24 protein-coding genes are annotated in these 22,159 nt (G+C 57.6%); 14 read left to right on the top strand and 10 right to left on the bottom strand.

Going from position 1 to position 22,159, the window contains the following annotated elements:
- Positions 1 to 4 precede the first annotated feature (4 nt).
- The 4 genes from INF86_RS19420 to trpS form a co-directional block, all read right to left on the bottom strand.
- Positions 5 to 253 carry a bacteriocin immunity protein gene (locus INF86_RS19420; protein WP_040117168.1) on the bottom strand — a complete coding sequence of 83 codons (249 nt, stop codon included), beginning with the start codon at positions 251 to 253 and terminating at the stop codon, positions 5 to 7.
- Between the two features lies 1 nt (position 254).
- A complete protein-coding gene (locus INF86_RS19415) occupies positions 255 to 1,913 on the bottom strand; it encodes an S-type pyocin domain-containing protein (protein WP_193543827.1) in 1,659 nt (552 codons plus the stop codon).
- A gap of 3 nt (positions 1,914 to 1,916) precedes the next feature.
- Positions 1,917 to 2,399, bottom strand: coding sequence for a hypothetical protein (locus INF86_RS19410; RefSeq protein ID WP_154051867.1), 483 nt, complete (start codon positions 2,397 to 2,399; stop codon positions 1,917 to 1,919).
- A gap of 250 nt (positions 2,400 to 2,649) precedes the next feature.
- A complete protein-coding gene (gene trpS, locus INF86_RS19405) occupies positions 2,650 to 3,651 on the bottom strand; it encodes a tryptophan--tRNA ligase (protein WP_154051868.1) in 1,002 nt (333 codons plus the stop codon).
- A gap of 198 nt (positions 3,652 to 3,849) precedes the next feature.
- Here trpS and fosA point away from each other — a divergent pair, with 198 nt between their 5' ends.
- Complete coding sequence (gene fosA, locus INF86_RS19400) at positions 3,850 to 4,275, top strand: FosA/FosA2 family fosfomycin resistance glutathione transferase (protein WP_032625316.1); 426 nt, start codon at positions 3,850 to 3,852, stop codon at positions 4,273 to 4,275.
- On the opposite strand, the gene INF86_RS19395 is transcribed toward fosA, so the two are convergent.
- On the bottom strand, positions 4,261 to 5,268 hold the full coding sequence (locus INF86_RS19395; RefSeq protein ID WP_032625319.1) for a LacI family DNA-binding transcriptional regulator: 1,008 nt from the start codon (positions 5,266 to 5,268) through the stop codon (positions 4,261 to 4,263). The two genes, fosA and INF86_RS19395, sit on opposite strands and share 15 nt — an antisense overlap.
- 185 nt (positions 5,269 to 5,453) lie before the next feature.
- Here INF86_RS19395 and INF86_RS19390 point away from each other — a divergent pair, with 185 nt between their 5' ends.
- Together INF86_RS19390 and INF86_RS19385 are read left to right on the top strand one after the other, a co-directional pair.
- Positions 5,454 to 6,542, top strand: a complete 1,089-nt coding sequence (locus INF86_RS19390; RefSeq protein WP_193543826.1) for a cellulase family glycosylhydrolase — start codon at positions 5,454 to 5,456, stop codon at positions 6,540 to 6,542.
- Positions 6,543 to 6,587: 45 nt separating this feature from the next.
- Positions 6,588 to 7,982 (top strand): MFS transporter, encoded by a 1,395-nt coding sequence (locus tag INF86_RS19385; protein WP_193543825.1) that lies wholly within the window; start codon positions 6,588 to 6,590, stop codon positions 7,980 to 7,982.
- 41 nt (positions 7,983 to 8,023) lie between these two features.
- Here INF86_RS19385 and INF86_RS22545 read toward each other — a convergent pair whose 3' ends face one another.
- Together INF86_RS22545 and INF86_RS19375 are read right to left on the bottom strand one after the other, a co-directional pair.
- Complete coding sequence (locus tag INF86_RS22545) at positions 8,024 to 9,271, bottom strand: hypothetical protein (RefSeq protein ID WP_063148086.1); 1,248 nt, start codon at positions 9,269 to 9,271, stop codon at positions 8,024 to 8,026.
- 125 nt (positions 9,272 to 9,396) lie between these two features.
- Positions 9,397 to 9,792, bottom strand: a complete 396-nt coding sequence (locus tag INF86_RS19375) for a VOC family protein (protein ID WP_063148087.1) — start codon at positions 9,790 to 9,792, stop codon at positions 9,397 to 9,399.
- An 82-nt stretch (positions 9,793 to 9,874) separates the two neighbouring features.
- On the opposite strand from INF86_RS19375, the gene INF86_RS19370 reads away from it, so the two are divergent.
- The 3 genes from INF86_RS19370 (at position 9,875) to INF86_RS19360 (ending at position 12,570) form a co-directional block, all read left to right on the top strand.
- A complete protein-coding gene (locus INF86_RS19370) occupies positions 9,875 to 10,645 on the top strand; it encodes a DeoR/GlpR family DNA-binding transcription regulator (protein ID WP_154051871.1) in 771 nt (256 codons plus the stop codon).
- Positions 10,646 to 10,708: 63 nt separating this feature from the next.
- On the top strand, positions 10,709 to 11,314 hold the full coding sequence (locus INF86_RS19365) for an ATP-dependent Clp protease proteolytic subunit (protein WP_022646928.1): 606 nt from the start codon (positions 10,709 to 10,711) through the stop codon (positions 11,312 to 11,314).
- Positions 11,315 to 11,448: 134 nt separating this feature from the next.
- Positions 11,449 to 12,570, top strand: coding sequence for a cupin domain-containing protein (locus tag INF86_RS19360; protein WP_193543824.1), 1,122 nt, complete (start codon positions 11,449 to 11,451; stop codon positions 12,568 to 12,570).
- Positions 12,571 to 12,608: 38 nt separating this feature from the next.
- On the opposite strand, the gene INF86_RS19355 is transcribed toward INF86_RS19360, so the two are convergent.
- Positions 12,609 to 12,794 carry a hypothetical protein gene (locus tag INF86_RS19355; RefSeq protein ID WP_010427252.1) on the bottom strand — a complete coding sequence of 62 codons (186 nt, stop codon included), beginning with the start codon at positions 12,792 to 12,794 and terminating at the stop codon, positions 12,609 to 12,611.
- 220 nt (positions 12,795 to 13,014) lie between these two features.
- Between INF86_RS19355 and INF86_RS19350 the strand changes: the two genes are divergently transcribed.
- The 3 genes from INF86_RS19350 (at position 13,015) to foxA (ending at position 16,570) form a co-directional block, all read left to right on the top strand.
- Positions 13,015 to 13,248, top strand: a complete 234-nt coding sequence (locus INF86_RS19350) for a DUF2171 domain-containing protein (protein WP_003863067.1) — start codon at positions 13,015 to 13,017, stop codon at positions 13,246 to 13,248.
- A gap of 138 nt (positions 13,249 to 13,386) precedes the next feature.
- Positions 13,387 to 14,340, top strand: coding sequence for an AraC family transcriptional regulator (locus INF86_RS19345; protein WP_063148089.1), 954 nt, complete (start codon positions 13,387 to 13,389; stop codon positions 14,338 to 14,340).
- A 121-nt stretch (positions 14,341 to 14,461) separates the two neighbouring features.
- The gene (gene foxA / locus INF86_RS19340) at positions 14,462 to 16,570 is read left to right on the top strand and encodes a ferrioxamine B receptor FoxA (protein ID WP_193543833.1); all 2,109 of its coding nucleotides are present in this window, start codon (positions 14,462 to 14,464) and stop codon (positions 16,568 to 16,570) included.
- A gap of 102 nt (positions 16,571 to 16,672) precedes the next feature.
- Here foxA and INF86_RS19335 read toward each other — a convergent pair whose 3' ends face one another.
- Entirely contained in the window at positions 16,673 to 18,088 is a 1,416-nt protein-coding gene (locus tag INF86_RS19335) for a PLP-dependent aminotransferase family protein (RefSeq protein WP_193543823.1), read from the bottom strand.
- Positions 18,089 to 18,264: 176 nt separating this feature from the next.
- On the opposite strand from INF86_RS19335, the gene INF86_RS19330 reads away from it, so the two are divergent.
- The gene (locus INF86_RS19330; protein ID WP_003863073.1) at positions 18,265 to 18,426 is read left to right on the top strand and encodes a DUF1127 domain-containing protein; all 162 of its coding nucleotides are present in this window, start codon (positions 18,265 to 18,267) and stop codon (positions 18,424 to 18,426) included.
- 85 nt (positions 18,427 to 18,511) lie between these two features.
- Here the strand turns inward: INF86_RS19330 and INF86_RS19325 are convergent, their stop codons facing one another.
- Positions 18,512 to 19,900 carry a PLP-dependent aminotransferase family protein gene (locus tag INF86_RS19325; protein ID WP_193543822.1) on the bottom strand — a complete coding sequence of 463 codons (1,389 nt, stop codon included), beginning with the start codon at positions 19,898 to 19,900 and terminating at the stop codon, positions 18,512 to 18,514.
- Positions 19,901 to 20,001: 101 nt separating this feature from the next.
- Here INF86_RS19325 and INF86_RS19320 point away from each other — a divergent pair, with 101 nt between their 5' ends.
- The 4 genes from INF86_RS19320 to INF86_RS19305 all read left to right on the top strand — a co-directional run bounded on the left by INF86_RS19320 (position 20,002) and on the right by INF86_RS19305 (position 22,106).
- Entirely contained in the window at positions 20,002 to 20,481 is a 480-nt protein-coding gene (locus INF86_RS19320; protein WP_022646934.1) for a carboxymuconolactone decarboxylase family protein, read from the top strand.
- A 243-nt stretch (positions 20,482 to 20,724) separates the two neighbouring features.
- Positions 20,725 to 21,048, top strand: coding sequence for an antibiotic biosynthesis monooxygenase (locus INF86_RS19315; RefSeq protein ID WP_193543821.1), 324 nt, complete (start codon positions 20,725 to 20,727; stop codon positions 21,046 to 21,048).
- A complete protein-coding gene (locus INF86_RS19310; protein WP_193543820.1) occupies positions 21,041 to 21,436 on the top strand; it encodes an amino acid-binding protein in 396 nt (131 codons plus the stop codon). Before INF86_RS19315 ends, INF86_RS19310 begins: the two co-directional genes overlap by 8 nt.
- The gene (locus tag INF86_RS19305) at positions 21,411 to 22,106 is read left to right on the top strand and encodes a helix-turn-helix transcriptional regulator (RefSeq protein WP_045307861.1); all 696 of its coding nucleotides are present in this window, start codon (positions 21,411 to 21,413) and stop codon (positions 22,104 to 22,106) included. The genes INF86_RS19310 and INF86_RS19305 overlap by 26 nt, the downstream gene beginning before the upstream one ends.
- The last annotated feature ends 53 nt before the right edge of the window (positions 22,107 to 22,159 follow it).

Below are 22,159 nucleotides of genomic sequence, written 5' to 3'. Positions count from 1 at the left end.
AAAACTATGATTTGAAACCGGGTTTACCATTTGCCCTACGCCACTCCTTAACTTCTCTAACAATGCCTTCTGGACTATAATCCTTGCCCTCTTCAGGATAAAAAATCAGGTCAGAGCCTGCGGGGTGCTGGGTAAGCCGTTTAAATTCTCTAACCAATCGATTCTCGTCTTCTTCAGTTGGTGCGTCCGCATTGCAAATTTTGCGTACCAGTTCTAAAAATTCTTCTTCTGTGTAATCACTTAACAGTCTCATATCACTCTCCTTTATGAATTTTGATGTGATGTTTTGGAGTGGTTATTCCCATATTATCAACGTCATACACCTTACCGCCCTGACTGATAGGTTGTATGTGATGAATTTCATAACGTTCTCTTTTTCCAACCGAGTCAGGTGTGCGTGTGAAAGGGGCGTTTCCTTTACGCATACTTGCGCGGTTATTGCTGATAAATTGCTCCAGCAGTCCCGGATCCCTCGACACCTCCAGCCAAAACGCCTTACGAAACTGGTCAAAGTCCGTAAATGTCTGACCACGTAACCGATCCGCTATCTGGCTTGGAATAGGAGACCCATTCCCCGCATTCGCATCAGATAACCAAACCCCGCTAATTTTTTGCCCCTTGCCTGTGACCTGTCCGGGATTGTGGCGGATATAAACATAAATCGGCGGCACCCCGCCCACCGGCAGAATCAGAATATAATCTGCAAACGTCTTCTCTTCCGGTGTCGGGCTGGTCGTCGCACCAATCCCCGTATCCTCCGGCAGCGGATCAACCACAACCGGGTTCGGTATCCGTACCGGGTTCTCATTACCCGTATCCCACGGCTTACTCTCTCCGGTGCGGTCCGGTGTCCAGATGAGGGTGATGCCAGGGTCTTCTTCGGTGGTAAAGGTGTACGCCTGGCGTCGGCTATCCCACTCCATCCTGCGAACGCGCACGCTGTCCTTGCCCGGCGGCGTATGCCAGCCGCGCGGTGTCGGGTTACCGCTGGTGTCGTTCTCCCAGGTGAAGCGAACGCGGGTAGGGGCTTCCCGCATCTGTTCGGCGCGCATCCTGTCGATAAAATCCTGCTCTCCGTCGTTCAGCTTGCCGGGATACATCCCTATCAGCACCCCTGCGACAGGAGCACCAAGGCCTCCCGTGGCTATCTCGCCAAGTGCAGCGCCGCGCATGGCCCATGTGCCGGAAGTAATCGTACGCCCGCCAACCAGTACGAGTTCGCTGGCATCGGCTATCGCGTTCCGCGCGGTCCAGGCCCTTTCTTCGGCTGCAACGGCAGCCTGATAGTCCATCTCCTCGTGATGCCCATTCCACCAGAGATAAAGCGCGCTGCGTTGCTTTGGTTTTGGGATCGCCTTACGCTTTGCCGCCTGGGCGTGCTGAGGGGCGTCGTTGGGCATGGCCTGGTAAAATGCCATCTCGGCGAAGTTGGTGTGCGGCTCACTTTCGGTGCCTGCATCGTTACATCCTTCACCGCGCAGGCAGGATTTCGCAAAGACCCGGTTGCGATCGCGTTCTTCTGTTTGTCGCTGTGCTTCGGCCTCTTCCTCTTTTCGGCGTGCTGCGAGCATGGCCTGATGCTTTTCCTGTGCGATCTGTTCAGGAGAGGGACCGGAGCCGAGCCACTCTCCCGATGGGGCGATCACGCGGTTGGTTCCGTGCGGGCAGCCACAAATGACGACAGAACCATCGACGGCTGAGGCTTGCCCCATCCAGTTAACGCGAGGTTCGCCGTCTGCAACAACGCCCTGCTTGCCGCATTTAGGGCATGCCGTAGTTTTATCGCCAACGCGGATAACGCCGCGACCGTGCTCGGTGCAGTTGGGCAGGGTGCTACAGCATATTGCGCCGGTGGTCGTTCTATCGCCGTGCAGCGCCTGACCGCGGCCGTAGTTCGTTGAACGGTAGCCCATGGCCTATTCTCCAGGCCAGGTTAAGAAATCCTCTTGAGGTGGAATCCCTTCGCGGGTGACCAGATAAGTACTGCCGAGCGGTGTGCTGATAATCTCGTCATCGTTATCAAGCAGGCTACCAACCAGGGCAACGCCGTGTCCTTTCCACGTAAACGCGGTTCCTGATGTGGTCATAATCGTGGCGAGCGTTCCATCCGGATAGGCCACACAGTCTCCTTCGACAATCACGCTGGTGTAACTCCTATCGTCCATGAGCATTGTGGCTTCACGTTCGACGGGAAGAACAACGCCGCCCAGTCGGGTCTGGCTGCCAGCCGTGGCAATCCGCCAGATGGCGGTGACGGGATGTTGTCGATGAAAGGCTTCCTGTTCGGCAATGACGGCGCGCGCGTCCTCAGGCATGGCGGCCAGTTGTTCATCGGAAAAAGGCGAACGATCTATTTCCGCTTTCAACTCAGCGGTAAATTCATTGGTATAAAGCTGCATGACAATTCCTTGTAGGGGCAGAAGAGTAAATGCAGCAATGCTAGGTTTGAGCCTGTAAGGCGAATATACATAAAGTGGTTAATAAGTCGGGCTAAATTCCGAAATAAATATCCACGTTGATATTGGTCATCTTTTAAAGAAGGGTTAGTAATACTTCCTGTTAATTATAAATGTAATATTCGCTGAATTGCCGATAATAATATTATGCAGCGCATGTATTATTTGAATACATACGCTGCATGACGTTATTTTAAAACACCGGCACCCCCAGCCCCACCTTCACCTCCCTCAACGTCGCCTGCGTCACCCCCTGCGCCCGTTCGGTCCCGCGCTTCAGCATCGCCATCAGCTCCCCCCTGTCCTGCATATACATCGCCCGCCGCTCCCGCATCGGCGCAATCAGCTCCTGCAGGCACGCCTCCAGCTCGTTCTTGCACGCCCGGTCGCCCAGCCCGCCCGCCTGATAGTGCGCCTTCATCGCCGCCACTTTCTCCTTGTCCGGATGAAACGCGTCGAGATACGTAAACACCACGTTCCCCTCAATCCGCCCCGGGTCGCTCACCTTCAGGTGGTTCGGGTCGGTGTACATGGCGCTGACCGCACGGTGAATAGCCTCTTCGCTGGCCGACAGGTGCAGCGTGTTGCCCAGCGATTTCGACATCTTGGCGCTGCCGTCGATGCCGGGCAGGCGGCTGGTGTCGCTCAGCATCGCCTTGCAGTGGCGCAGCACCGGGGCGGGCAGCAGGCTGTTCATCTTGTGCACAATCTCGTTGGTCTGCTCAATCATCGGCAGCTGGTCGTCGCCGACGGGCACGCACTCGGCCTTAAACGCGGTGATGTCCGCCGCCTGGCTGATGGGGTAGGCCATAAACCCGACCGGCAGCGAGCGGGCGAAGCCCTTCTGCGCAATCTCGTTTTTCACCGTCGGGTTACGCTCCACGCGGGCGACGGTGACGATATTCATATACAGCATTGTCAGCTCGGCGAGGGCGGGCAGGGCGGACTGCAGGCAGATAGTGGTCAGGTTCGGGTCGATGCCCGCGGCGAGGTAGTCGGCCAGCACTTCGGGGATGTTGTCGCGGATCTTCTGCGGGTTGCTGCCGTTGTCGGTCAGCCCCTGAAGGTCAGCAATCAGCACAAACTGGTTGTGCGTCTGCTGAAGCGCCACGCGCTGGCGCAGCGATCCGACGAAGTGGCCGAGGTGCAGTGGGCCGGTTGGGCGGTCGCCGGTGAGGATGGTTGGTGCGTTCATAAAGACTCCTTAACGTTGTCATGCCGAAAGGGGTCTTAGAAATGTGAAAGCCGCCTTTCGGCGGCTATCTGAAAATGGGGAAAACTACTCCGTGCCGCCTTAAGAAGGCAGCCACCAGCGGTTTACGGTGAGCACGGCGTGGTTTATGTTCATCTCATTACCGTATCACGTCCGGCGCGAAAAACAAAAGGGCACGTCATGCTGCAATCACTCAACCATCTGACCCTCGCGGTCAGCGACCTGCAAAAAAGCGTCACCTTCTGGCACGAGCTGCTGGGGCTTGCGCTGCACGCCCGCTGGAATACCGGGGCCTATCTCACCTGCGGCGATCTATGGGTCTGCCTGTCCTACGACGAGGCGCGCCAGTACGTGCCACCGCAGGAGAGCGACTACACCCACTACGCGTTTACCGTGGCGGAAGCGGATTTTGAACCGCTCTCGCAAAGGCTTGAGCAGGCGGGCGTCACCGTCTGGAAGCAGAACAAAAGCGAGGGGGCGTCGTTCTATTTTCTCGACCCGGACGGGCACAAGCTGGAGCTGCACGTGGGCAGCCTCGCCGCGCGGCTGGCGGCGTGTCGCGAGAAGCCCTATGCGGGCATGGTATTTACTTCAGACGGGGCTTGAGGCGCGCACCTTCAGCCTGCCCGCCAGCGTCACGTGTGTGGCGGCATCTTCCTGATTGCACAGGTACTCCACCGCCAGCCGTCCCAGCTCGCTGTAGGGCAGCTGGATACTGGTCAGCGGTGGGGTGAGCTGTTCGGAAATCTTCTGGTCGTCGTAGCCCGCCAGCAGCATGTCCTGCGGGATACGCACGCCATTCACCGCCAGCGCCTGGTAGCAGCCAATCGCCAGCCAGTCGCTGGCACAGAAGATGGCGTCCGGACGCTCGGTCAGTTCCAGCAGGGCCGTGGTGGCGGTAAAGGACTCGCTGAACTGCCAGTTGGTCTGGCGCACCAGGCCGTCGTCGCACGCGAGTCCGGCCTGATGTAGCGCCGCCCGGTAGCCCGCCAGACGCTGGCGGGAGGCCTCCATCCAGCTCTCGCCGGTGATGTGGGCGATGCGCGTGGCCCCGCAGGCGATGAGGTGTTTAGTGACCTGGAAGGCGTTGGCGTAGTCGTCCGGGATAAACGACGGCAGCAGCGGCGAGCCGGGGTCTCGCTGGTTGAGCAGCACCAGCGGGATGCGGGTACAGTCGTGAAACGCCGTCATGTCCACCAGCGTGGTGACCGGAGAGGCGAGAATAATCCCGATGCAGTTGCGCTTCTCAAGCTGGCGGATAATGTTCAGCGCCAGCTCCACGTCGTCGCCGTAGTCGTAGACGGTGAGCAGGGTCTCGTTGCGCCACGCCGCTTCCCGCGCCTGGCTGATGGCGTCGATAAACGGGTCAAAGCTCTGCAGCGAGCTGACCAGCAGGGCGATCTCTTCCTGGTTGCGCGGGGCGTGAACGGTGGGGAGGCGGTCGTAGCCGAGCTCGGTGGCGACGCTAATCACCCGCTGGCGGGTGTCGTCGCTGAGCTTGATGTTGCGGGACTGGTTAAGCACCAGCGATACCGTCGCCTGCGACACCCCTGCCGCCCGCGCAATATCGTTCATCGTCACTTTTGTTTTTCGCTTCATCCGTCCTCTCCCTTTCGCGACTTCGCATCATACCCTAACCGCACGCTTTAGCGCCGTCGATCACGTTTCTCATTCATCGAAGCGTGAACTTTGTGAGGGGCATCGCTTTTCTAAACGCCGTAATTTGCGCATTTATCCCGCAGCTAATATTTATTAGCTAAACATTATCAGTAAGAGGATGCGTAATGAAAGAGCAGTGGAGCAGGGAGCAGGCACAGGCGTGGTATCAGCAGAAGGGCTGGCTGTGCGGGTTTAACTATTTGCCGTCGACGGCGGTGAACTGGACCGATATCTGGCAGGCAGAGACCTTCGATGCCGCAACCATTGACCGCGAGCTGGGCTGGGCGGCTGAGGCGGGCTATAACACCCTGCGCATCAACCTGCCGTTTATCGTCTGGGAGCATGACCGCGACGGGCTGATGGCGCGCATCGACCGCTTTTTGACGATTGCCGACGGTCACGGGTTCAGCACCATGCTGACCCTGATGGACGACTGCGGCTTCTCCGGTGACGAGCCGTACCTCGGCCCGCAAAAGCCGCCGGTGCCGGGCAAGCACAACAGCCAGGCGGCGGCGAGCCCCGGTCGCGATAAGGTGTGCGATCCGGACTGCTGGGCAGACATTGAACGCTATATCCGCGACGTTGTCCGCCAGTTCTGCGACGACAGGCGCGTGCTGCTGTGGGATCTGTATAACGAGCCGGGCAACCGCGGCATTTTCGCGACGGGCACGCAGGAGGTGCAGTACGACGCGAAGCTGGAGACCTGCGCCCACGCGCTGATGAAGCTGGCGTTCCAGTGGGTGCGTGAAGAAGACCCGACCCAGCCGCTCACCGTCTGCGCGTGGCGCGTCCCGCCGGAAGAGGAGGGCGAGACGTTCTTCCAGCACCCGCTGGACCAGACCGCGCTGGCGCTCTCGGACGTGGTGAGCTTCCACGCCTACACCCACACGGGGCGCATGACGGCGATGATTCAGCAGCTGCAAGCGCTCGGTCGCCCGCTGTTCTGCACCGAATGGCTGGCGCGCCACGTGGGCAGCACGATTGAAGAGCAGCTTCCGCTGATGTACATGGCGAAGGTTGCGCCGTATCAGTGGGGGCTGGTGCGCGGCAAAACCCAGACGTGGCTGCCGTGGCCGGTGGTGATGAAGGAGTCCACGGACTACTGTCGCCTCTGGTTCCACGACGTGTTTGAGGAGAACGGCATTCCGTTCTCACGCGCTGAAATTGCGCTGATGCAGAAGCTGCGCAAAATCGCCCCGAATCCGCAGGGCTAATAATAACGACCCGGCGCGCTGTCGCCGGGCAACCAGGTACGCACTATGGCAACGACAATGAAAATACCGTCTCGCGAGTTGTGGTCTTATTTTGGCTATGGTTTAGGTCAGTGTTTTAGTTTTGGTTTAGTGGGTTCGTTTATTAACTATTTTTACACCGACGTGTTGGGGATCTCGGCGCTGGCGGCGAGCACCATCTTCCTGATTGCCCGCGCGTGGGACGCGGTTCACGATCCGCTGTTTGCCAGCATAATGGACACGATTAACAGCCGGTTCGGCAAGTTTCGCCACTTTTTGCTGATCGCGCCTTTGCTGATCACCGGCGTCACGCTGCTGTCGTTCTATAAAATCGAAGCGGACATGACCACCAAAATCCTCTACGCCGGGGTGACGTATATCCTGTGGGGGACGCTGTACGCCATCTCCGATATCCCGTTCTGGTCGATGTCGTCGGTGATGACCAACGACTCCGCCCAGCGCACCCGCGCGGTGACGGCGGCGATGCTCGGGGTGAACGCCGGGATTGCCTGCGCCAATATCTTCTTCCCGAAGCTGGCGGCGTTCTTCGCCCAGTACAGCAACGATAAAGGCTACTTTATGGCGGCGCTGGTGATGATGCTGGTGGGCCTGCCGCTGATGCTCAACGGCTTTATGCAGATCAAAGAGCGTGTGCCGCCGAGCCCGGAAAAAGTGACCATTCGCGACACCTTCCACAACCTGCGCCAGAACAAGCCGCTGTTTATCGTCCTGCTGTCGTTCTTTTTTTGCGTGTTCCACAACGTTGCGGGCGGGCTGTATATCTACTTCTTTATCAACAACCTGGGCGACGGCAGCCTGCAGATGGCGATTGGCGTGATGGGCATTGTGGCGGCGGTGCTGTGCCTGGTCGCCCCGATGCTGACGCGCCGGATGCAGAAGCGGAAGCTGTTTATGATCCTCTGCGGGCTGGACGTGGCGGTGCGCGTGGTGATGTGGTTTGTCGGGTATCAACAGGTGACGATGCTGTTTATTCTCCTCGGCCTGAGCACGCTGTTCGTGATGATGACCAACATCCTCACCTCGTCGATGATTGCCGACACCATCGAGTACGCGGAGTACCACACTAACAAGCGCTGCGCGGCGATCACCTTCTCCGGGCAGACCTTTACCGGCAAGATGTCGGTGGCGGTGGGTGGCGGGTTAATCGGCGTGTTTCTGACGATGATCGGCTACGTGCCGCAGGCGCAAATCCAGAGCGAAGGCGTGCTGTCGGGGCTGTTCTTCGGGATTTGCCTGCTGCCGGCGATTGGGTCGCTGATCCGCATGGGCTTTATGTCGCGCTTTACCTTTACCGAGGAGAAGCATGCGGAGGTTTGTCGGTTGCTGGCGGAGCGCAGGTTGAGTAGGGAAGGGGCGCGGGGTAGCGAAGAGCGTAGCGTTCGTCCTGTGCCGGTAAATTAGCGCTGCCAGACACCTGCCGGGCAGGTGTCTGGCCTCTGACATTACGATGCGTGCGGCGGTTTAATCTCCTTGAGGAGATCCAGAATGCCGTTACTGCCTGTCGATTTTACTTTTTGATAAAATACAGGGTCGGAAATCGGTGAATCCCATTGATGGATCTGCTCTTTTTTGAATGGAATACATTTCATGGCTGTGCGCTTCAGCGCTTTACTGCGGAGATCGTAAGCTTCGAAATCATCCGCCGTTGTTTTCAGGCTTGCCGCTCTCGCGGCGTTAATCTGGCCAGGGCATATGAGCTGTATATTACCCAGTGCAAAGATATTTACCCCAGTGATAAAAAATCGTGACGGGATTTCTTTATAGTAACGGGTGTTCCACGTTGCTCCGTCAAACATGGCGTGGGGATGCGTCTGCGTCTCGATGTAATACTGGTGAGTCCGCCAGTCACTGATGCCAGAAAGATTGAGGGTCATGTTGATAAGCAAGTTCGGCGTGGGTCTAAAGAAAATCGTCATCAGGAACACCAGGGCCGGAATGACAATCACTATTGTCGTTATCATCTGGATGATGTTTTTCTGTTCACTTACGAGGATCATCCCCGGGAAAATGCCGACCACGGCCAGGACCACCGACAGCCCGGTAAAAATGGCTAACTGTGCGAGCATGCTCGTTTCACTGTTAAAATCAAGCTGGCTGGTCACGAACAGAAGCGGGAGGACCTGAACGCACGCAGGAATGAGCAATAGAGCAGGTAACCCGAACTTAATCGGCCATGTTTCGAGGTACTTCTTTTCCAGCGTATTATCAATTTCAACATACGCACGGGTGAAAATCTGCCATCTCGACATACTCCAGGTTGTCAACAGAAGCAAACCGATCGCCGTTACTGTAACGGCAAGTCCATTCCAGTTGCGAAAATAATAAAGACTCATGCTGGAGATAAACACGATGCAAATCATGATGCTGTTTACCAGACTCACATTTGCGAGACGTGAGGGTAAGCCTTCATAATGCTTAAGCGATTGTTCATTCGATAAGTAGATTAAATACAGTAAGAAAGACGAAATAAATATAACGATACTGAAGCCGAACAGGGAAAGCAGAGTGAAACCAAATATGATGCCGATGGCGCTCGTCACGCTCAGCGCATCATAAAGAATATCCAGCCGGTCAATGTTAGCGAGATAGAACCATATAACGCTAAAGGTACACCCTGTCACGAAGGTGGACGAGGTTATAATGGCAATGAAAAATTTACGGTTAATGATTTTTAAAAAATCGGCCTTCATCCTGACGCCCCCTTTTGTAAAGGGGCATCATAAGACGTGATAAGCCTTAATTTCCAGCCCCCAAAATGTGTGATAAATATTGAGGGCGGTTCCCTTCCTGCGCCGCACAGAACGGTGACGAACGCTTAACCGGTAGACTCACCCACAAGCTCGATCCGGTTTCCGTCCGGATCGGCAATCACGGCTTCATAAAACCCGTCTCCCGTCATACGCGGGGCGCTGAGCAACGTACCGCCCGAGCGAGCCTGCTCCGCCATGCTGTCTACCTTTGCTTTACTGCCAACATCAATGGCGATATGCGCCCAGCCGATAAACTCTGGGTAAGCGGGAGCGTCGGGCATGTCGGGGACGGTCATCAGCTCAATGGTCGGCCCGTTGTCCAGCGTAATGAAATGCGAGGCAAATCCCTGGCGGTTTTTACTGAGGTAGCGCTCGTTGCTCCGCCCGCCAAAAATCGTTTCCCAGAACCTGACCTGGGCGTCCAGGCTGCGCGTCCAAAGCGCGACGTGTGCAATATTCATCATAACCCTCGTTGTTTGTCCTGCGCGGTTGTGCAACATTATGCGTACTGATACGCGATTAGGTTTATTTAAAGGATGCTTCATGCTCGATTATGCTGCTTTTCCGGATCAACGACAAGCTCGGATCCGTCAGATCCTGACCGATAGTGGAAGAGTGGTTTGCGCAGAGCTGGCGATCCAGATGGGGGTTTCAGAGCACACCATACGCCGTGATTTACATGAGCTGAGCAAAGAGGGCATCTGTAAAAAGGTCTACGGCGGGGCGGTGCTTCAGCTGCCGGAGGCGGGAAGCTTTGTCAGCCGCGAGCGGACGAACAGTGCAACAAAAGACACAATCGCGCAGAAAGCGGCAACGCTCGTTAGCGCTGGCGGCTGCATTTTTATCGATACCGGCACGACGAATCTGGCGCTGGCGAAAGCGTTGCCTGCGGAGTTAAGCATCACGGTGGTGACCAATTCGCCGGTCATTGCGGCGGCGCTGCTGCACCATCCGCTGTGCGAGGTGATTATGATCGGCGGACAGATCCAGCGGGCATCCGGCGGGGCGATTGGCGCGACGGCGGTGAGCCAGATCCAGGGGATTATCTTCGATCAGGCGTTTATCGGCGGCTGCGCGATGGATCCTGAGACGGGGCTGACCGGCTTTGATTATGCCGACTGCGAGTTCAAAAAAGCGGTCATTGCCCAGAGTAGCGAGACCATTGTCGCGCTGACCCCGGAGAAGCTCCCCGGCGTGGCGCGCTACGTGGTGGCAAAGAGCCGCGACGTTGACGTGCTGGTGGTGGATGAGACTATGGAGAGGGACCTTATCGATACCTTTGCCGCACTGGATGTTCGCATTGTGCGCGCGTGAGGACTTTGACAGGTAAAACAGGCTACACTCTGATTTTGAGCGCGACAAGCTGAGGACATAACGATGCACTACACACTGAAAAGCAGTGACGATAAAGAAAAAGCGGAAGGAACAAGCGGCGCGGGCGCTCTACAGCAAAAACTGCTGGAATCCCGTTCGATTGTCATCTCCGGTGAGATCAACCAGGAGCTGGCCCAGAAAGTCATCACTCAGATGATCCTGCTGCAAAGCGTCAGCAACGATCCGATCAAGCTGTACATCAACAGCCAGGGCGGCCACGTGGAAGCGGGCGACACCATCCACGACTTCATTAAGTTTATCCGACCGGAAGTGCACGTCATTGGCACCGGCTGGGTGGCAAGCGCCGGGATCACCATCTTCCTGGCGGCGAAAAAAGAGCACCGCTACTCGCTGCCGAATACCCGCTTTATGATCCACCAGCCGCTGGGCGGCGTGCGCGGTCAGGCAACGGATATCGAAATCGAAGCGCGCGAGATTATCCGCATGCTGGAACGCGTAAACAAACTGATTGCTGACGCCACCGGCCAGCCGCTGGAGAAAGTGAAGAAGGACACCGACCGTAACTTCTGGATGTCACCGGCGGAAGCGCTGGACTACGGCATCGTGGGCAAACTGATCACCCATTATGACGAGCTGAACCTGGATTAAGTTTTAGCCCGCGCGTGCGTCGGGTGACGGCTTCGCCTTACCCGACCTACGCGCGCTCGATTGACCCATGACAAGTTCCCCCCTGGCTGTCTCTTCTATAATCGCGCCTGTCTCCCCTCTCACTGGTGCTAACCATGGCGTATCAACTGAACCTCGACTGGCCGGAATTTCTTGAGAAATACTGGCAAAAACAACCCGTTGTGCTGAAAAATGCCTTCCCGAATTTTGTCGACCCCATTACCCCTGATGAACTGGCGGGTCTGGCGATGGAGCCGGAAGTCGATAGCCGCCTGGTAAGCCATGCTAACGGCAAGTGGCAGGCGAGCAATGGCCCGTTTGAGCATTTCGATAACCTCGGTGAAACCGGCTGGTCTCTGCTGGCGCAGGCGGTGAACCACTGGCATATGCCCGCCGCAGAGCTGGTGTGTCCGTTCCGCGTCCTGCCGGACTGGCGTCTCGATGACCTGATGATCTCCTTCTCCGTCCCGGGCGGCGGCGTTGGGCCGCATATCGATCAGTACGATGTGTTTATTATTCAGGGGATGGGCAGCCGTCGCTGGCGCGTGGGTGACAAGCTGCCGATGCGTCAGTTCTGTCCGCATCCGGCCCTGCTGCACGTCGATCCGTTTGAGCCAATCATTGACGAAGATCTGGCCCCGGGCGATATCCTCTATATTCCGCCTGGATTCCCGCATGACGGCTTCACCCATGAAACCGCGCTCAACTACTCTGTCGGTTTCCGCGGGCCGAACGGTCGCGATCTGATCTGCAGCTTTGCCGATTACGCGCTGGAAAACGATCTGGGTGGCGAGCACTACAGCGATCCGGATCTGACCTGCCGCGAACACCCGGGCCGCGTGGAGCAGTACGAGCTCGATCGCATTCGCCAGATGATGATCGACATGATTAGCAAGCCGGATGATTTTACAAAATGGTTCGGCAGCTTCGTCTCCACGCCGCGTCACGAGCTAGATATTGCCGCCGCCGAGCCGCCGTATTCCGCAGACGAGGTGCTCGACGCGCTGCAAGGGGGCGAAACGCTTTCACGCCTGAGCGGGCTGCGCGTGCTGAACGTCAACGGCAGCTTCTTTATCAACAGCGAACAGCTGGAGACGGCGGATGTGAACGGGGCGGACGCGCTGTCCCGCTACACCCAGCTCGGCCAGGCCGAGCTGGGCGATGCGCTAAATAATCCGGCGTTTGTGGAAGAGCTGACCGGATTGATTAACCAGGGATACTGGTACTTCGACGAGTAACAGACTGCGGCGTTTAGTCAGACTAAACGCCGCTACGTTTAAACCAGCATATTACAGGCCTTCCAGTAGTTCAGAAGCCGCTCATCGTCGCGCTCTTTTTCCGCTTTAATTTTCATCGCCTGGGCGAGATTTTCTCGCGATACCTCATGGCCTTTTTGCACGATGTCTAAGACCGCTTCACCAAGAGCCAGCGAAATTTCTGTCCGATTGTTGCGAATCGTCATAAATACCTCCTCGTTGGTTGCGATACTTTAATTATGAACGGGAAATAATCAGTCGCTAATAATTCATCTCATTCTTATTTTTTTCAATTCGGCGCTAAATAGACATAATATTCGGTTCTGTCAATGATGTTTCAAAATGCTAATACGCATTTCAGGTCCGAATTTATGCGCTACAGTTAATTTCGTGCAACAGGCAAATAACCGAAACAGGAGAATGAATATGGTAGATAAAAGCGCAATTAAGGATCACACTCAGGTTGTCGCCAGCTGCGGAACGCATGTCGGGGTTGTAGACCATCTTGATGGTGAGCGTATCAAGCTTGCGAAGAGCGACCCGGAATCAGGCGGCAAGCACCACTTTATTCCTCTCGGCTGGGTCGATAAGGTCGAAGATAATAAAGTTGTCCTGACCAAAAACCATAAAGAGGTTTTTGCTGAGTGGCAGGAAGCATAAATATATTTCTCGTAAAGAAATATACGCCTTCGCTCCGGCTTCGTCCGGAGCGTAATAGTGTCTGCGCCCGGTGATTGCTGCCATGGCAAATGAATGGTACTGTTTTGCCTGTCCTTTCCCCGATGCAGGCTCCGAATTATGCTCCAGAGTGAAAATACATCAGCGAAGCGCATATTTTTTGTTGAGGATTTTCAAATATTCGGCGAGCGCTACGGCATCGACTACCGTTTCCCGCAGCTAAAAGATGAGCAGGTCAGCGGCAGCCCCGTGTTGCAGGGGAATGTTGAAGAGATGACGCTCTCGTCCGGCATTTCACTGACCCATTCCGACGTACGTGTATTACAGCCCTATGAAACCACCTCTCGCCACAGCAGCCCGCTTTATATGCTGGTGGTGCTGGAAGGGTGCGTGACGCTCACGCTCAATGGTATCGATTATCCCGTCCGCCCGGGCATGGCGTTCAGCTCGCGTCTGAGTGAAGATCAGGTGATGAGCGCGCGTCACGATGCTGACAGCACGCTGAAAACGCTCTCGTTTGGTGTGTACCCGCACGATGCCGGACGTGAAGCCCTGCTTGAGTCGCTGCTGCTGGAATGGCAAAGCCTGAATACCCCCGCGTTTGTCTGGCACGTTCCCGAGTTTGTGATGTCAGGCATTCAGCATGCACAGCGGCAGGGGGGAAGCGTGCTCTCGCGTAAGCTGTTGCTGGAGGGGCTCATGTACCAGCTGCTCGGCCACGGCCTGAACCAGTGCCAGCTGCCCTGTCCGAGCCGCCCTGAGCATGCGCGTCTGGAACGCGTCCGGTGCCTGCTGGAACAGTCTCCTGAACGTGACCATACACTCGCGCAGCTGGCAGCCCTTGCTGCCATGAGCCCAAGCAGCCTGCGCAGCAAGTTCCGTCAACGCTACGGCTGCACACTCTTCGATTATCTCCGCGACTGTCGCCTTGCGCTGGCGCGTCGCTATCTGCTGGAAGGCCACAGCGTACAGCAGGCGGCGTGGATGTGCGGGTATCAGCATGCCACCAACTTCGCCACCGCGTTTCGTCGTCATTACGGGATTTCACCGGGTGACGTGCGCAAATTCCGCTAACGTAATTTTGTCCATCGCGCGAACGTATCCCGTGCGGTTTAGCATCGCGCATACATAACCTGGCGGCGCGCATAGCTGTTTGCACCCTCAAAAAGGTAATAATTCTTATTAACAATAAGAAATATCTCTGGAGAGGGTTATGTTTGCTAAATCGCGTCTGGCACTGCTGGTGGGATGGGTTACCGGTAGCGTCGCTTTTCCTTTACTGGCACAGGATGCCCAAAAAACTGACACCGTGGTGGTGACCTCGCAGATGCAGTCTGCGGCCACCAAGCTTGAAACGCCGGATATTGAAACCCCGCATTCGGTCTCTATCGTCACCCGCGAGCAGTTCGAAGAGCAGGGCGCAACCAGCGTGCGTCAGGCCGTGAGCTACACGCCGGGGGTCTACAGCAACCAGATTGGGGCATCAAACCGCTTCGACTACATGGTGCTGCGCGGCTTCTCGGACGGCAGCCTGGACAACGTCTACCTCGACGGACTGAAGATGATGGGCGACACCAATTCCCACAGCTCGCTGGTGGTTGATCCGTGGTTCCTGGACAGTATCGAAGTCGTGCGCGGCCCGGCCTCCGTGCTGTACGGTCGCTCATCGCCGGGCGGCATCGTGGCGCTCACCTCCCGTAAGCCATCGTTCGATCCGGGCGGGGAGATCAAGCTCTTCGCCGGTAACAATAACCAGCGCGGGGCGATGTTCGACGTCACCGGCCCGGTTGATGATAACGACCGCGTGGCGGTGCGCCTCAGCGGGATGACCCGCTATGCCGATTCCCAGTTCGATCCGCTCAAAGAAGAGCGTTACGCGCTGATGCCGAGCCTGACCTGGCGTATCACCGATAATACCCGTCTGGATCTGATGGCCTACCTGCACCGCGATCCGGAAGGCGGCAGCCACTCCGGCCTGCCGTATGAGGGCACCGTCGTGCCGCACAGCGGTAAGAAAATCTCCAACACCTTTTTTGAAGGTGAAGACGATTACGACAAGTACGATCGTCGGGAAAACATGGTCGGTTATAACATCGAGCACCTGTTTGACAGCGGCTGGGCCGTGCGCCAGAAGCTGCGCTACCTGCACACCAAAGTCGAGCTGAACCAGGTGTATGCCGCAGGCTGGCTGAACGACACCGAGCTGAACCGCGGCTATTCCGGCTCCGACGAGAAGATGAACGCCATCACCCTGGATAACCAGGTCGACGGCAGCTTCGATACCGGCGAGGTGAACCACCGCGTGCTGATCGGCATGGACTACCAGGACCGCACCAACAACGTCACCGGCTACTACGGCGGCTTCCCGCCGATTGACGCTTTCCATCCTGCTTATGGCGCGAAGCCGGACTACATCACCCAGTACAGCAGGGAAAAGCATAAGCTGCGCCAGACCGGCTACTACCTGCAGGATCAGATGTCTATTGACCGCTGGCGCCTCACGCTGGGTGGGCGTTACGACCAGGTAAGCGTGTCGAACGTCGACAACTTCAACCATACCCGCAGCGATCTGGATAAAAACAACTTCAGCAGCCGCGCGGCGCTGCTGTATCTGTTTGATAACGGCGTCGCGCCGTACGTCAGTTACTCCACCGCCTTTACGCCGACCAGCTTTGCCGACGAGCAGGGGAATATCCTGGATCCGATGAAGGGCAAGCAGTGGGAAGCGGGCGTGAAGTATGAGCCGGAGGGGATGAACAGCCAGTTCAGCGCCTCGGTGTTCCGCATCAACCAGAAGAACATTGCCACTAAAGAGGAGCCGACCGATCCGTACCGTTCCATCGGTGAAATCGAATCCGAAGGCGTTGAGCTGGAGGCGATTGGACAGCTGACCGACAGCCTGCGCATGCAGGCGGCCTACACCTATACGGATATTCGCTACAAGAAGAGCAGCCCGGAAGAGGAGGGCAAGCGCGCCGTCTATGCCCCGCGTAACATGGCCAGCGCCTGGCTGAGCTACGACGTCAAAAGCGGTCCGCTGGACGGCCTGACCGTCGGCTCCGGCGTGCGCTATGTCAACGGGATCGCCAGCGATCGTCAGAACACCCATACGCTACCGTCATACACCCTGGTGGATATGGTCGTGGGGTATGACCTGTCGAAAGTGGGGCTCACGGGCGTGAGCGCGCAGTTGAACGTCAATAACCTGACGGACAAAAGCTACGTTGCGGCGTGTAACTCGCTCTCTTACTGCTACTTCGGTGCAGAGCGCAGCATTGTCGGCAGCGTTTCGTGGACGTTCTGAGTCGTTAGCCAATGCCCGGTGGCGCTGCGCTTACCGGGCCTACGGGATCGGTTTTCACCCTCTCCCTGTGGGAGAGGGCCGGGGTGAGGGCAACAGGCCGCACTACCCCTCCATCGCAATCACAATCGCCTCACCCATCTTCTTCAACGCCTCGCGATGTTTATCCGTCGGCGGCAGCGCCACGTTGATCCGCAGGCAGTTGCGGTACTTCCCGGAGGCAGAAAACAGCGACCCGGCCGCAGCCTGGATCTTCAGACGGCACAGCTGCTTGCTGACGCACACCATGTCGACCATCTCCGGCAGCTCGACCCACAGCAGGAAGCTGCCCTGCGGGCGGGTAACGCATATTTCTGCCGGAAAATACTGCCGCACCCAGCAGGTGTAGGTCTCCATATTCTGCTGATAAATCTGGCGCATGCGCCGCACGTGGCGATGGTAATGACCGTCGCGAATAAACGCCGCCACCGCCATCTGCGTGCCCGGCACGTTAAACCCGCCCGCGGCGTATTTCATGTGCATCACCCGGTCGTAATAGCGCCCCGGCACAATCCAGCCGACGCGCAGCCCGGGCGCCACGGTTTTGGTAAAGGAGCTGCAGAGGATCACGCGGCCATCAATGTCCATCGAGTGAATGGTGCGCGGGCGCGGGTACTCTGCGGCCAGCTCGCCGTAGATATCATCCTCCACAATCACAATATCGTGCCGCTGGGCGAGCGCCAGCACCTGCTTTTTACGCGCTTCCGGCATGATAAACCCGAGCGGGTTATTGCAGTTGGGGACCAGGATCACCGCTTTGATCGGCCACTGCTCCAGCGCCAGCTCTAACGCCTCGATGCTGATCCCGGTCTCGGGATCGGTAGGTATTTCAATCGCCTTGATGTCGAAGCCGCGCAGCATCTGCATGGTGCCGTGAAACGACGGCGACTCGACCGCCACGATGTCCCCAGGCTTGCACACCGAGAGCAGGGCGATCGACAGCGCGCCGTGGCAGCCGTTGGTGATCACAATCTCGTTTGCCGCCACGGTGGAGCCGCCGTCCAGCATCAGGCGGGCGATCTGCTCGCGCAGCTCCAGACGACCATCGAGCACGTCATAGCTCAGCATTTCGCCCGGATTATGCTGCGCAATGCGGCCCATCTCGCGCCACAGCGGCTTCAGGCTCGGCTGGTTGATGTCCGGCGAGCCGCCGCCAAAGGAGATCATCTCTTTGTCGGCGCGGGCGTCCAGCAGCATCATCACCTCATCCCACTGGGTGACGTCCACGGGGCGCTGCACCGGGCGCGTCATCGCCGGTACGGGCGGCTGCGCTTTGCGTTTCGAGACAAAATAGCCGGAGCGCGGCTGGGGCGTGATCAGCTGGAGATTTTCGAGGATCTGGTAGGCCTGCTGTATGGTGCTGATACTCACGCCGTGCTCCTGGCTCAGCGTGCGTACCGACGGCAGACGTTCGCCGCTGCGATACAGCCCTTGTTCGATACGTTCTGCCAGTAGGTTGGCCAGATGTTGATAGCGCGTCATGCTGTATCCTTTGTTTTCACCATACAGATTATTAAACCAGTACAGACTGGTGGGTAAAACGCCATGCAGATACCGTTTTAGCGGATCTGTATGGTAAACAAAAGCAGTTTTTGAATCTGTATTGTATTGCCCGTTTTCCATGATGATAACCCCACTGGCACAGCGAGGAGAGCATCATGGAATTCTACGAGAATCGTTCAAAACGTCCGTTTATCGCGTTTGTCTGGGTAGCGAAAACGCTGCGTAACTGGTATCGCATCAACCGTACCCGCCGCATTCTGAGCCAGATGAGCGACGAGCAGCTCAAGGACGTTGGGTTATCGCGATATGATGTGTAAGCATGGGGTTGCCCGGTGGCGCTACGCTTACCGGGCCTACAGGAGACCGTAGGCCGGGTAAGGCGCAGCCGCCACCCGGCGGTTTTCAACTCAACAGCGCAAGCGTCTGCCGTTTCGGCCTTTCCAGCAGCTCAACCGCCTCCTGATATGACCGCACGTTGTTATAGCCCATCACCAGCCCGTAGCGTTTGCCCGACCCGCGATACCACTCCGACAGCGCATTAACCTGTAGTTGCTGTTCCTGCCAGCAGCGGGCGATCTCCCGGTCAGCGCTTCCCTTTGCGAGGAACGCGACAATATGCATTCCACCGTCGTTTTGCTCGGTGAAGAACAGGTCACCATAGACCTCACGCAGGGCGGCAATCATCCAGTCGCGGCGGATCTGATACAGGGCGCGCATCTTTTTCAGATGACGAAAAAAATGCCCTTCGTTGAGAAATGCGGTGAGGATTTTTTGCGTCAGCACCGGCTGGCCGCTGGTGGTAATGTCCGCGCAGTCGGTAAAGGCCCCGATGGTGCTGGCGGGCATCACCACGTAGCCCATGCGCAGTGAAGGCATAATGGTTTTGCTGAAGGTGCCCATAAAGATCACCCTGTCATGCTGGTCGAGGCTTTTCATCGACGGCAGCACTTTGCGGGTGTAGTGAAATTCCCCGTCGTAATCGTCTTCGATAATCCACGCCTCGTTTTGTGACGCCCAGTCGAGCAGCTGCTGCTTGCGCGGCAGGGAGAGCGTCACCGCCAGCGGGCTCTGATGCGACGGGGTCACGATGGCAAAACGCGCGTCGCGATGATGACGGAGCAGGTAGTCCGTATTGATGCCGCAGCGATCAACCGGCACGGTGTGCAGGCGGGGCACGATCCGCTTGAGCAGCTGCTGGCCCATAAAATAGCCCGGATCCTCAAACACCACCTTGTCGCTGCGGCTGGCAAGCGTGTCAAGGATCAGGCGCAGGCTGCCGCTGTAGCCGCTGGTGATCAGTACCTGTTCGGCGGTGCATGATAACCCGCGCGAGATATTGAGATAGCGGGCAATCGCCTCGCGCAGCGGATACCAGCCCAGCACCGGCGGGTTGAGCATTTCATCCTGACGCATGGCGCGCGTCGCCTGGCCCGCCAGCAGCAGCCATTTTTTATAGGGGAAGCTGTCGAGCGCCGGAATGCCGGGGCGCAGAAAACCGGCCCGTTCGCGCTGGCTAATCAACGACGCCGGCAGCGTGCCGGTCGCTTGTTCTGCGGGGGCGTGTTGCGCGGGCAGCAGAAGATCCGGGTTCACCCGCGTCCCGCGCGCGCCCTGGCTTACCAGATACCCTTCCCCTGTCAGAATGGCATAGGCTGTTTCAACGGTTTTTCGCGCGACCTTAAGCTCTTCAGCCAGCACGCGGATGGCAGGCACTTTATCGCCCGGCTTCAGCACGCCGCGCGTGATGTTGTCGCGATAGCGGGAATAAATCTCATGATAGCCCGGCTTCATGTCCTACCTCATTTCACGCTTTTTGTGTCTTTTTACTATGTCATTAACGGCGTAGATTTGCCTTATCGCATGAAAAAAACGGCACAAAAAGAGGAAAGACAATGAGCACCCGCGTAAACCACCACAAAGCCACACCTGCACTTGCCAACGCGCTTTCTGCCCTGAGCATGGAGGTGGCGAAAACCTCTATTGATCCGGCGCTTAAGCACCTTATCGACATTCGCGTATCGCAGCTGAACGGCTGCACCTTCTGTCTGGATATGCACTCGAAAGAGGCTAAAATCGCCGGTGAGCGCGAGCTGCGCCTGTACCATCTGGCGGCCTGGCGCGAGTCCCCGCTGTTTAGCGCCCGTGAAAAAGCGGCGCTGGCCTTCACCGAAGCGCTGACCCAGATTGGCGTACATGGCGTGAGCGATGCGCTGTACCGCAGCGTGGCGGAGCACTTCTCGGATGTCGAGATTTCAGAGCTGAACTTCGCCATCGTAGCGATCAACGCCTGGAACCGCCTGGGCATTACCTCCCGCATGGAGCCGGGCGCGCTGGATGCGGCTTACGGTCTGAACAAGGCTAACCTGGAATAATTCCGCTCTCGCGGATCATCGCCACCAGCGCCCGTAATCCAGGCGAGTGGGGGATTGGGGCGTTTATGGAGTCGAAGTCGATGGTGGGTTAAACCCTGCCCGGTGGCGCTACGCTTACCGGGCCTACATGAACCCGTAGGCCGGATAAGCGCAGCGCCATCCGGCAAACACTTCGCTCCATACCGAAGCATTGTGGTTTTTCCTCCTGCATTCTCTCCACACCCTCACAACGGAGAGACACCCATGATCGCAGTCCTTTTTGAAGCCAAAGCGGAGCCTCATCATCAGGCGCGCTATCTGCAGCTTGCCGCTGAACTCAAGCCTTTGCTGGCGGACATCGACGGCTTTATTGATATAGAACGTTTTCAGAGCCTGAGCATCGACGGCAAAATCCTGTCCCTTTCCTGGTGGCGGGATGAAGAGGCCGTCTGCCGCTGGAAGCAGAATGTCTTCCATCAGGCCGCGCAGGCCGAAGGCCGGGAGTCGATTTTTTCTTTCTACCGTATTCGCGTGGCGCAGCTGGTGCGGGAGTACAGCTCTGAAACGAGAGGGCACGCGAATGTATGACGTTCACGTGATTTTTAGCGACAGGCCCGGCGAGCTGGCGCGCTTTGGACAGCTGTTAGGCCGCAACGGCGTGGGGCTGGAGGGGGGCGGCGTTTTCGGTACGGATGCCCATTTCCTGGTGGAGGACGGGGAAAAAGCCCGCCGTGTGCTGCTCGACGCCGGGTTTACCGTGCAGGCGCTGCGAAAGCCGGTGATCAGAAAGCTTAAGCAGGAGCGTCCTGGCGAGCTGGGCGAGATAGCGGCGGCGCTGGCCGCAAAGGGCTTGTCTATCCTGACTCAGTACAGCGACCACGCGAATCACCTTATTCTGCTGACGGATGATGATAAGCTGGCCGCTGAGATCACCACACCCTGGGCGACGAATGTTAAAGACGAGCTTACCCTCTGATAACAGCGCGATGCTGGAAAAGGCCATTGCCGCTGTAGCGGCTGCAATGGCCGATCCGTCGCGCGTGAAAATGCTCTGTGCACTAATGGACGGGCGAGCGTGGACGGCCACCGAACTGAGTGCGGCGGCAGACGTTGCGCCGTCGACCGCCAGCGGGCATCTCGCCCGGCTGGTTGAAGGGCAGTTAATTACCTGCCTGTCGCAAGGGCGGCATCGTTATTATCGTCTTGCCGGGCACGACGTGGCGGCGCTGGTGGAACAGATGATGGGGCTTTCGTGGAGCCGCATTACCCCGCCGGAAACTACCGCGCCGAAAGCCATGCGGGAGGCGCGGACCTGCTATGACCATCTGGCGGGCGCGGTGGCGGTGCAGATCTACGATTTCATGCAGGCAGCAGGCTGGCTGGAGGTAGACGGTTCAGCGCTCACGCCGTATGGTCGGGAGCAGTTTCTGAAGCTCGGCGTTTCGTTAAGCGCTCATTCGCGCCGAAAAGCGTGCTGCGCCTGCCTGGACTGGAGCGAGCGGCGGTTTCATCTCGGAGGCGAAGCCGGCGCAGCGCTGCTTCTTTATCTGGAAAGCAAAGGGTGGATCCAGCGGGTGGCGGGGTACAGGGAGGTGGTTGTGACGGCTTCAGGACAGGGCGCCATCTCCAGACATTTTAGCCGCTAAACTCCGCTGCGGGCTGTGCCCTCACTCTGCCCTTCTCCCACAGGGCTGAGGGA

This window comes from Enterobacter cloacae complex sp. I1M, assembly GCF_014982425.1.
Classification (GTDB): Bacteria; Pseudomonadota; Gammaproteobacteria; order Enterobacterales; family Enterobacteriaceae; genus Enterobacter; species Enterobacter intestinihominis.
This window is presented reverse-complemented; position numbering and strand designations above follow the sequence as displayed.